Annotated in this window: 8 protein-coding genes; 6 read left to right on the top strand and 2 right to left on the bottom strand. The window is 63.8% G+C overall.

Annotated elements, in window-relative coordinates; all coding sequences use genetic code 11:
- The first annotated feature begins 241 nt into the window (after nt 1-241).
- The gene (locus J8I87_RS42410; protein WP_209938531.1) at nt 242-1,033 is read left to right on the top strand and encodes an ABC transporter substrate-binding protein; all 792 of its coding nucleotides are present in this window, start codon (nt 242-244) and stop codon (nt 1,031-1,033) included.
- 283 nt (nt 1,034-1,316) lie between these two features.
- Nucleotides 1,317-2,690, top strand: coding sequence for an EAL and HDOD domain-containing protein (locus J8I87_RS42405; protein WP_209938530.1), 1,374 nt, complete (start codon nt 1,317-1,319; stop codon nt 2,688-2,690).
- A 142-nt stretch (nt 2,691-2,832) separates the two neighbouring features.
- Here the strand turns inward: J8I87_RS42405 and J8I87_RS42400 are convergent, their stop codons facing one another.
- Both J8I87_RS42400 and J8I87_RS42395 read right to left on the bottom strand, forming a co-directional pair.
- Nucleotides 2,833-4,290: an HDOD domain-containing protein gene (locus tag J8I87_RS42400; RefSeq protein ID WP_209938529.1), complete on the bottom strand. Its 1,458-nt coding sequence runs from the start codon at nt 4,288-4,290 to the stop codon at nt 2,833-2,835.
- 85 nt (nt 4,291-4,375) lie between these two features.
- Nucleotides 4,376-6,196 carry a putative bifunctional diguanylate cyclase/phosphodiesterase gene (locus J8I87_RS42395; protein WP_245254582.1) on the bottom strand — a complete coding sequence of 607 codons (1,821 nt, stop codon included), beginning with the start codon at nt 6,194-6,196 and terminating at the stop codon, nt 4,376-4,378.
- Nucleotides 6,197-6,491: 295 nt separating this feature from the next.
- Between J8I87_RS42395 and J8I87_RS42390 the strand changes: the two genes are divergently transcribed.
- From J8I87_RS42390 to J8I87_RS42375, 4 genes are all read left to right on the top strand, one after another.
- Nucleotides 6,492-7,817 (top strand): EAL and HDOD domain-containing protein, encoded by a 1,326-nt coding sequence (locus J8I87_RS42390; protein WP_209938527.1) that lies wholly within the window; start codon nt 6,492-6,494, stop codon nt 7,815-7,817.
- A 225-nt stretch (nt 7,818-8,042) separates the two neighbouring features.
- Nucleotides 8,043-8,606, top strand: a complete 564-nt coding sequence (locus J8I87_RS42385; RefSeq protein WP_209938525.1) for a peroxiredoxin — start codon at nt 8,043-8,045, stop codon at nt 8,604-8,606.
- Nucleotides 8,607-8,758: 152 nt separating this feature from the next.
- Nucleotides 8,759-9,223, top strand: a complete 465-nt coding sequence (locus J8I87_RS42380; RefSeq protein ID WP_209938524.1) for a hypothetical protein — start codon at nt 8,759-8,761, stop codon at nt 9,221-9,223.
- Between the two features lie 60 nt (nt 9,224-9,283).
- The coding region (locus tag J8I87_RS42375) for a hypothetical protein (protein ID WP_409518887.1) at nt 9,284-9,542 on the top strand (259 nt) is incomplete at its 3' end.

Raw genomic sequence — 9,542 nt, 5'->3', positions numbered from 1 at the left:
CGCACAGGGGCAACGCCTGCGCCGCGAGGCGCATCGCGGATGCCAGCGACAGCGGCAAAACAAACCGCAATCGCGGATGCCAGCGCAAAGGCAAAACACACCACGATCGCTAAGGATGCCCACGCAAAGGCAAATCAAAAACAAACCGCATGACATCTGCCCCGCAGGGCAAAAGCGCACACCCCTGTAAAATGCCGCGCTTCGCGGCGCCCGCACAAGTACTTCTGGAGGAAAAGCATCAATGAAAACAAGTTGGCAAAAAATAGCCGCGCTTACCGCACTGGCAAGCGCCCTGGTGACAGCAAACGCAACGGCCGCCGAGATCAAGGAAATCCGTTTCGGTGTCGAGGCGTCGTACGCGCCGTTCGAATCGAAGTCGCCCGCTGGCGACCTGCAAGGCTTCGATATCGACATCGGCAACGCCGTCTGCGCCAGGCTCAAGACCCGATGCGTGTGGGTCGAGAACTCGTTCGATGGCCTCATTCCCGCGCTCCAGGCCCGCAAGTTCAACGCGATCAACTCGGATATGTCGATCACCGACCAGCGCCGCGCCGTCATCGACTTCACCGATCCCATCTACGTGATCCCCAATCAGATGATCGCGAAGAAGGGCAGCGGGCTGCAGCCGACGGCCGCATCGCTCAAAGGCAAGCACGTCGGCGTGCTGCAAGGCACGATCCAGGAAACCTACGCAAAGGCGAAGTGGGCGCCCGCCGGTGTCGACGTGATTGCGTACCAGACGCAAGACCAGGTCTACGCGGATCTCGTCGCGGGGCGTCTCGATGCATCGTTCCAGGACGCGGAAGCGGCCTCGAAGGGCTTCCTCAAGAAGCCGCAAGGCGCGGGCTTCGAATTCGCCGGCCCGTCCGTCTCCGATGAAAAGCTGCTCGGCTCGGGCGTCGGCTTCGGCCTTCGCAAGGGCGACGCCGCGCTCAAGGATGCCGTCAACCAGGCGCTGAAGGAACTGAAGGCCGACGGCACGATCGACCGCCTCGCCGCAAAGTATTTCGACGTCAAGGTCGTGCTCAAGTAATACGCGTGTCATCCGGCATCGATCGACGCATCGGATGCCGAAGCCTGGCCGGCCGCTTCGTGCGGCCGGTTTCGTTTTCCCCTTGTTTTCCAGCCTTTTTTCGCTTCGTTTTGCCCCTGTGCATTTCTGCCTGCGCTAAAATCGGCGGGCGGGAAAGACGGCCCGACGCGTCGCGCGCAGTGCGGGCGCGTCGATCAAAGCCGCCAGAACGACACTCAACAAGACGAGAGCACGACCAGACCCAGGCACGTTGAGTGCCATCCCGGGTCGACAGGGGACCGGAATGACCACCACCGCAGTCGCTGACGAACGCCAGGCAGAAGGCGCTCCCGGCATTACTCAGGACGCGAGCGCAAACGTTTCATTTGCCCGTCAGCCGATCCTGAATCGCGACAACATGTTGTGCGCCTTCGAACTCAAGGTCTGGCGGCCCGATGGCGCGGATACCGCGGACGCGCACGCCGAAGGCTCCGCCGGCACATTGGATCGCGCAACGCCTTCGAACCGGCAGCCCAGTGCGACGGAAGCCATCGTCCGCGCCGTTTTGCATCACGACGTCCGCGCGGCGCTCGCAAACCATCCAGGCTATCTGCAGGTCACGCGCGAATTGCTGTTCGACGACGCGATCCGCCATATTCCCGCCGAGCGCTTCATGTTCGGGCTGCCGCCCGACATCGAAGCCGACGACGCGCTGATCGCGCGCATCGTCGAACTGCATGGCCGCCGTTATCGCTTCGTGCTTGACAATGTCGCGCAAGCCGACGAGAAGTTCGCACGCCTGCTGCCGTATGCGGACGCGGTGAAGATCGACATCAACCGCGTCCCGCAATCGATGCTGGCGAAGTTCGCGAGCGTGCTGAAATCGGCAGGCAAGCTGCTGATTGCGCTGGGCGTCGAGTCGCAGGCCACGTTCGAACAGGCGTTCAACCTCGGCTTCGACCGCTTTCAGGGCTACTACTTCGCGCATCCGCAAGAGGCGGCCGCGCGCAAGGTGAGCGCGCCGCGTCACGCGCTGCTGAATCTGCTGCAACTGTTGGGCGGCGAGCCGACCGTCGCGCAACTCGAAGCAGAACTGAAGCTGAACCCCGTGCTCGTCATGCACCTGATGCGTCTCGCCAATTCCAGCGGTCTCGCGATGGGGCGCAAGGTCACGACGCTGCGCGAGGCGATCAACGCGACGGGCACGAACCGCATCGCGCGCTGGACGCAATTGCTGTTGTACGCGGACGGCCGCAAGGTCGCACTCGAAGACGACCCGCTGCTTCAACTCGCCGCGACGCGCGCGCGCTTCATGGAACTCGCCGTCGAGCGTCTGCCCGAAGCGGGCCGTGACGAAACCGACGCGGCATTCCTCACGGGCGTGTTCTCGTTCGTCGACGCGGTGTTCGGCGGCTCGCTCGAACACACGCTGAATGTGCTCGCGTTGTCCCGCCCGATCCGCGATGCGATTCTCCAGCGCGAAGGCGTGCTTGGCACGCTGCTGACGTCGATCGAAGCGTTGGAGCGCGGCGCATGGGACGACATCGAAAGCGCGTGTGCGAAGCTCGAAGGTCTGCAGGTGCGCGACATCGCGCAGATGGGTCTCGTCGCGGCCGCGTGGGCGGGCATCGCCGATCGCAGCGCCGAAGCGGCGGGACTGGAGCGGATTCAGGATTGATACGAACGGATGCGCGGCTCGAAGTACGAGACCGCGCATGCCGGGGGCAGCCGATGCTTGCCGTCACCGGCACTTCGCCGAGTGAACTAAAGCGCAGACATCAAAGCGCAACCATCAAAGCGCAACCATCAAAGCGCAACCATCAAAGCATCTCGACTTCACTCACGGGCGCGTGCGCGAAGAACCGTCCCAACTCGCGCGTGAGCTCGTTGAGCGCGGCCATTTCCCGCTGCGAAATGCGGCGCGGTACATCGTGATTCGCCCAGTCGCCGTAGACCAGCGCGACCGTCGATTTATTTTCCATCACCACCGGCAGCAGCACGAACGCATGCACACCGCTGAACGCGCGGCGATACCAGTCCGGCAAGCGCGCGTGCATTTTCGGATCGCGCGCGTTCTCGATGAAGATGCCAACCGAGTTCGCAATCGCGAGATGGAATACGTCGGGTTCGAACGCGGTCGCAAAGCTGAGCTTGGCCAGCGCTGTTTCGATCGCGGTGCCGAAGCTCATCGTCGCCCGGAATATCCCGCTCGCGAGTCGCACGAACACGACGGTGCGCTCGAACTGCAGGCCAGCCAGCACTGTTTCCGATGCCAACGCGAGAGCGGGCGCGAGTCCGCTGTCGCTGGGCAACGCCTGCAACTCGTTGACACCTGCGCGGATGCACGACTCGGGATCGAGCGACTCGCGTGCGATCGCGTCCGCATTCGCGCGCAGTTCGTAGATCTCGCGCATCAGGCCGTCGCGCGCTTCTTCTTCCGCGAGCGTCAGGCTCATTTCGACGAGCACGTCGGGATCGGTATTGAGCGTGCGGCTATAGCGCTGCGCAAGCTCCGCAATGCGCACGTCGCGCTGCGATTCGGGTAGATTCGGCTGAGTCAGAACGTTCGCGACTTCCGTCGAATAGTTCGTGAGCGCGCGCAGCCATTGCACCTGGCGCGGTTCGTCGTCCTGCAGCGGGTCGAACCCGGTCATGCCGACGCGGATCATCTCGGGCAGACGCCAGCGCGTCGCCGCTTCGAGGCCGATCTCCTGGAACGTCACGCCGAGCACGGTTTCGCACGCTTCGTTCTCGCCCATGCCCGTATCGACCTGGCGGCGAATCTGATCCCACTCCGCGTCGAGATAGAACACGACGAGCAGCTTGCCGATCTGGCGCATCAGCGTGCAGACGACGGCTTCCTCGCCCTGGCGCAGATCGCCGCGCTCCGTGAGCTTGCGCGCGACGCAGCCCGAAAGCATCGTGCGGTTGAGTTCGAGCTTCGCATCGATGCGGCGCGGAACGCTGTGATGAAAGTGATCGACGATCTTCAGGCCGACGACGAGATGCCCGACGGCGTCCATGCCGAGCACCATCAGCGCGCGCGAGACGGTCGTGATGTTGCCGCCGAACGCCATGTACATCGCCGAATTGGCGAGACGCAGCACCTTCTGCGTCAACGCAAAGTCGGAGAGCACGATTTGCACGAGCGCGCTGAAATCGAGGTCGTCGTTATTCATCGCGGCCATTGTCGAGCGAAGCGACTGCTGCAGCATCGGAAAATCGCCGCGCTCGTTCATGCGGGCCCAGAGCCGGTCAAGCAGCGCAGCTTTTAGCATGAGAGTCCCGCAAAAGCCATACAAGTTCCAGTTAGAGGCACGCCGCGACGTTGCCGGCATACGGCATCAACACGCACGAGCCCGATCACGCTTCACCATGGATGTGAAGCGCGCGCGATTCGAAGCGCTGTGCGAGTTCTTCCGACGGCAGTGCCTTGCAGACGAGCCAGCCCTGAATGTGGTCGCAGCCCATTTCGGTCAGCAGCTCGCGCTGTTCTTCCGTCTCGACGCCTTCGGCGACGAGTTCGAGATCGAGTGTCTGCGCAAGTCCCACGACAGCGCTGACGATCGCCTGATCGTTGCGCGAGGTTAGCAGATTCTCGACGAAGCTCCGGTCGATTTTCAGCTTCGCGAGCGGAAAGCGTTGCAGATACGCAAGGCTCGAATAGCCCGTGCCGAAGTCGTCGACGGCGAAGCGGATGCCGAGGCCCGTAAGTTCTTCGAGCAACGCGGTCGCGTGCTGAGGATCGTGCATCAGCAGGCTCTCCGTGATCTCGAACACGAGCCGGTGCGGATCGATGCCCGTCAGCGCGATCGCTTCGCGCACGCTCTCCTTGAAGCGCGGGTCGCGGAACTGCTGCGGCGACACGTTGACGGCGACGTATTGCAGACGGATGCCTTGCGCGTCCCAGCGGATCAGCTGCATGCACGCGGCCTTCAGCACCCAGTTGCCCAGGTAGTTGATGAGACCGACGGACTCGGCAAGCGGAATGAACATCGAAGGCGGCACGAGCCCATGCAGCGGATGCTGCCAGCGGATCAGCGCTTCGACACCGACCACGCCATGCGTGTGGCTGCTCGTGATCGGCTGGAAGTGCAGCGAGAACTCGCCGTTGCGCACGCCGTCGTAAAGGTCCGATTCGAGCTTCAGGCGCTCGGCGTCGGCGGGGCTGTCATCAGGCACGTAGAACGCGAGCGTGTTGCCGCCCGCTGCCTTGGCGCGCAACAGCGCATGGTCGGCCCAGCGCAGCAACTGGCTGTCGCGCGGCGCGGTGTCGGGGGCGTCGGCCTTGTGCTGCGTGTCCGGATAGAGCGCGATGCCGACGCTCGCCGACAGATGCACGGGCTGCCGGTTGAACGCGTACGGCTGCTGGATCGCCGTCAACAGGCGGCGCGCGAGGGCTTCCGCGGCAATGGCCGTGTCCGCGCGCGCGTGCACGGGTGGCAGCAGGATCGCGAATTCGTCGCTGGAGATGCGCGCGATCACTTCGCCTTGCGTCACCATGTTGGCGAGGCGGCGCGCGGTGTCGCGCAGCATCTCGTCGCCGGCGTCGTAGCCGAGCGCGCGGTTCACGCGCTGATAGTCGTCGAGGTCGAGCAGCAGCAGGGCCGCCGACTTGCCCGTCGCGTCCGCCTTGTGCTGCGCGTGGCGCATTTCGTCGACGAGGGCGGGCACGTTCGCGAGGCCCGTCAGATGATCGTGATGCAGCTGGTGCTTGAGGCTTGCTTCCGTCGCGCGCCAGCTCGATACGTCGAAGCCCGCGATCGCATAGCCTTCGATGCCGTCGTGGCAGTTGCGCACGATGCGCAGCTCGACGGGCACGGGGTAGGTCAGCGACTTGATCAGATCGAGCGTGACCTTTTCGACGTTGCCGCTTTCCTCGGCGCGGCGCAGCGCGGCATCGAGGCGCGGCACGTCGTCGGGCGCGACGAGCTCGTGCAGCGTGACGGTCTGCAGATATTCGCGGTGGTAGCCGATGAAGCGCAGGCTCGCCTCCGACACGTACAGGAAGGTGAGGTTGCGCGCCACCTGCGCGAGGAAGTCGACGGCGCCCGCGGCCTGTTCGAGCGCATGCGGCAGGCCCTGTGCAGTGGCCTTGCGCGCGGGCTGACGGACCGCGCGAAATCGCTCGATCGCCGTGCGCAGCAAGCCACGGCGGGCTGTGGTGATCCTGGTCGCTTCCATGTCTGTCGCTGACTACCCGGTTCGTCGTGAGGCTGGACAGCCGCGCGATGCCCGCGAGCCCGCCACGGTCGGGGCAGGCACGAGGCCGTCCATCAGAACGGGATAACGACGCTGGCAACGGAATCTTTAGCGTTTGCCCGTAAAAAGCGCCATAACGTGCGGTAACCCATTCGCATGCGATGCATATGCCGATGGATTTCCGCTAAAGTGGCGGCGATCGCGCACCGTTAATTGGCCTTATGAGCATGATGCGAGAGCATGCAAGCCGTTTTTCGAATCCACGCAGCCGTTAAAAATGCCTGATCCGTTCCAAGACAACGACGAAGCCGGCCATCCCCAAACGTTTGCGCAAACGGGCGACGAGGTCGAGGCGATCGCATCGGCGCAGTTCGTCTATATCGGGCGTCAACCGATACTCGACCGCGATGGCGCGGTGCATGCGTACGAGCTGCTGTTTCGTGGCGGCGCGCACAACTACGCGCAAGTCGCCGACGACGCGCAGGCCACTGCGCAGGTGGTCGTGCGCACGATCGGCGGCATCGGCGTGCCGTCCGTGCTCGGCACGCATCGCGGCTATGTCAACATCGGCCGTGACCTGCTGTTCGACGATATCGTGCATCTGATGGAGCCCGGGCGCTTCGTGCTCGAAATCCTCGAAACGGTGATGTTCGACGCGCGGCTCATCGCGCGCATCGACGATCTGCGGCGCGCGGGCTTTCGCGTCGCGCTCGACGACGTGTGCGAGCTGTCGCCGAACCTGCTCGCCGCGTTGCCGCATGCGGACATCGTCAAGATCGACTTTCTGCAGACGGACCGCGCGCAGCTTGCCCGTCTCACGCAGGCGCTGCGCGGGCACGGCAAGACGCTGATCGCCGAGAAGGTCGAGACGCGCGAAGATTTCGCGCTTGCCCGCGAGCTGGGCTTCGACCTGTTTCAAGGCTATTTCTTCGCGCGCCCGCAGGTGCTGTCGACGCGCCGCACGCGCTCGTCGCGCACGTCGCTGTTGCGGCTGCTCGCGCTGCTCGCGCGCGACGCGGGCATCGTCGAACTCGAAGCCGAATTGAAGCGTAATCCGAATGTCGTGATGCAACTGCTGCGGCTCGTCAATTCGAGTGCGTTCGGCCTGGGGCGCAATATCGCGTCGCTGCGTGAGGCGATCATCGCGACGGGCACTCGGCAGATCGCGCGCTGGGCGCAACTGCTGTTGTACGCGGGCGGCGGCGATCTGCCGTGGCGCTCCGATCCCCTCGTGCAACTGGCGGGCACGCGCGCGCGCTTCATGGAACTGGCCGCGCGCTGGATTCGCCCGAATGACGAAGCATTCGCCGACGCCGCTTTCCTCACGGGCGTGTTTTCTCTGGTGCATGTGCTGGTGGATTCGACGCCGGATGCAACCCTCGATCCTTTGGACCTGTCGCCGCTGATTCGCGATGCGATCGTCGAACGTTCAGGGCCGATGGGCGCGCTGTTGAGCATCGCGGAAGCGGCGGGCGCGGCGCATGACGCAGCCGCGATCGCGAGCGCGCAATCGCTCGAAGAATTCGCGGCGCTGACGCCCGTCGTGCTTGCCGAGTTGAACCTGTCGGCGGCCGCCTGGTTCGGCGCGCATCTTGCTGAGTGAGGCTCGCATTGCGTGTGTGCCGCATGCGCGGTCAGTGCGGCCATCGATCGCGAGCGGACTGAAAAACGCGTGCGGCCGTCGTTGTGCCGCACGCAAACGCGCAATCGCCAAACGTGGTCCAATATCGCGAATGACTGATGGTTGCGGCGGCTTCGTCCTCTTTGGGAACTTCGCGAGGGCGCGGCGTCGCGACGGTATCGCGCGTTCACGATTCGAGGACTCGACATGAAGCAAAAGATTGTGCTGTTCGCGCTCGCGGCTGCGCTGTGCGCGAGCCTGTCACTGCATTCGCTGACGGCGTCCGCCACGCTCAAGCCGGGCGATAGCGCGCCCGACTTCACGACGCAGGCGTCGCTGGGTGGCAAGACCTATACGTATGCGCTATCCGACGCGCTGAAGAAAGGGCCCGTCGTGCTGTACTTCTATCCCGCCGCCTTCACGACGGGCTGCACGATCGAGGCGCATGAGTTCGCCGAGGCCGTCGATGAATACAAGAAGTACGGCGCGACCGTCATCGGCGTTTCGCACGACAACATCGACACGCTGACGAAGTTCTCCGTGAGCGAATGCCGCAGCAAGTTCCCCGTCGCCGCCGATCCCGAGTCAAAGGTCATCAACGCATACGATGCGGGTTTGCCGATGCACGCATCGATGGCAAACCGCGTGTCGTATGTGATCGCGCCTGACGGCAAGGTCATCTACGAATATACGAGCCTGTCGCCGGACAAGCATGTCGCGAACACGATGCAGGCGCTCAAGGAGTGGGCCGCGACGCACAAGCAGCCTTGACGGCGTGTCGTGCGCGGTTTGCCGTGGTCCGCTGCGTTTTGATTCGCGCGGCGCGGTGCATAACGGAACGCCGATGTTGTTTTGCACGCTTTAGCACCGCGTAATCGGGTGCGCCCGGATGATGTTCTTGCACTTCGACGGGACTTTTCGCCATGCCGATAGTCGTTGGACTGCTCGTCCTGATCGCATTGATTTACGGCGCCGTGCAGGCGTTTCACGCGTTATCGGCGCGCTTCGGGTTCGGCGTGGCCGTGGGCGTCGCGGTGCTCGTGGCGGCGTTGTTGCTGGCGGCGCTTGCGTGGTGGTGGCGACGTCATAAGGAAGTGTCGGCGAATATCCGCGACGGCGACTGGACGCACGAACTCAAAGGCGAGTGGGGCGGCGTTCGGCTCGCGGCGGGCAAGCGTTTGTGTGATGTGCAGGTTGCGGGCGAGCGCGGTTCGTATATCTTCGCGGATCTGCGCGATGCACAGGCGATGCGTGATGGCGAGCGGTGGCAGGTGAAGCTCGATGTGAAGGATAGCGTGCATCCCGAGTGGCGCTTGCCGGTGAAGTCGGAGCGCGAAGCGCGGCAGTGGGCGCGGATTTTTGTGCTTGCTATGGCGCAGAAGCTTTGAGGTTTTTTTTCGTCTGCGACGCTAAGTGGTTTTTTGCTCTTTTCGCGATGCGGTTTTGTCTTGCCGCTGTCGCTGGCATCCGCGATTGCGGTTTGTTTTGCCACTATCGCTGGCATCCGCGATTGCGGTTTGTTTTGCCCTTTGCGCGGGCATCCGCGATTGCGGTGTGTTGTGCCGCTTTCGCGGGCATCCGCGATTGCGGTTTGTTTTGCCTTTGCGCGGGCATCCGCGATGCGCCTCGTGGCGCAGGCGTTGCCCCTGTGCGGGGCGGCACCTACTTTCTTTGCCGCGGCAAAGAAAGTAGGCAAAGAAAGCCGCT

Source organism: Paraburkholderia sp. LEh10 (genome assembly GCF_017814945.1).
Taxonomy (GTDB): domain Bacteria; phylum Pseudomonadota; class Gammaproteobacteria; order Burkholderiales; family Burkholderiaceae; genus Paraburkholderia.
This window is presented reverse-complemented; position numbering and strand designations above follow the sequence as displayed.

Coding starts and splice junctions, on each gene's coding strand:
- J8I87_RS42410 (WP_209938531.1), top strand. CDS start 242: ATGAAAACAAGTTGGCAAAAAATAGCCGCGCTTACCGCACTGGCAAGC.
- J8I87_RS42405 (WP_209938530.1), top strand. CDS start 1,317: ATGACCACCACCGCAGTCGCTGACGAACGCCAGGCAGAAGGCGCTCCC.
- J8I87_RS42400 (WP_209938529.1), bottom strand. CDS start 4,290: ATGCTAAAAGCTGCGCTGCTTGACCGGCTCTGGGCCCGCATGAACGAG.
- J8I87_RS42395 (WP_245254582.1), bottom strand. CDS start 6,196: ATGGAAGCGACCAGGATCACCACAGCCCGCCGTGGCTTGCTGCGCACG.
- J8I87_RS42390 (WP_209938527.1), top strand. CDS start 6,492: ATGCCTGATCCGTTCCAAGACAACGACGAAGCCGGCCATCCCCAAACG.
- J8I87_RS42385 (WP_209938525.1), top strand. CDS start 8,043: ATGAAGCAAAAGATTGTGCTGTTCGCGCTCGCGGCTGCGCTGTGCGCG.
- J8I87_RS42380 (WP_209938524.1), top strand. CDS start 8,759: ATGCCGATAGTCGTTGGACTGCTCGTCCTGATCGCATTGATTTACGGC.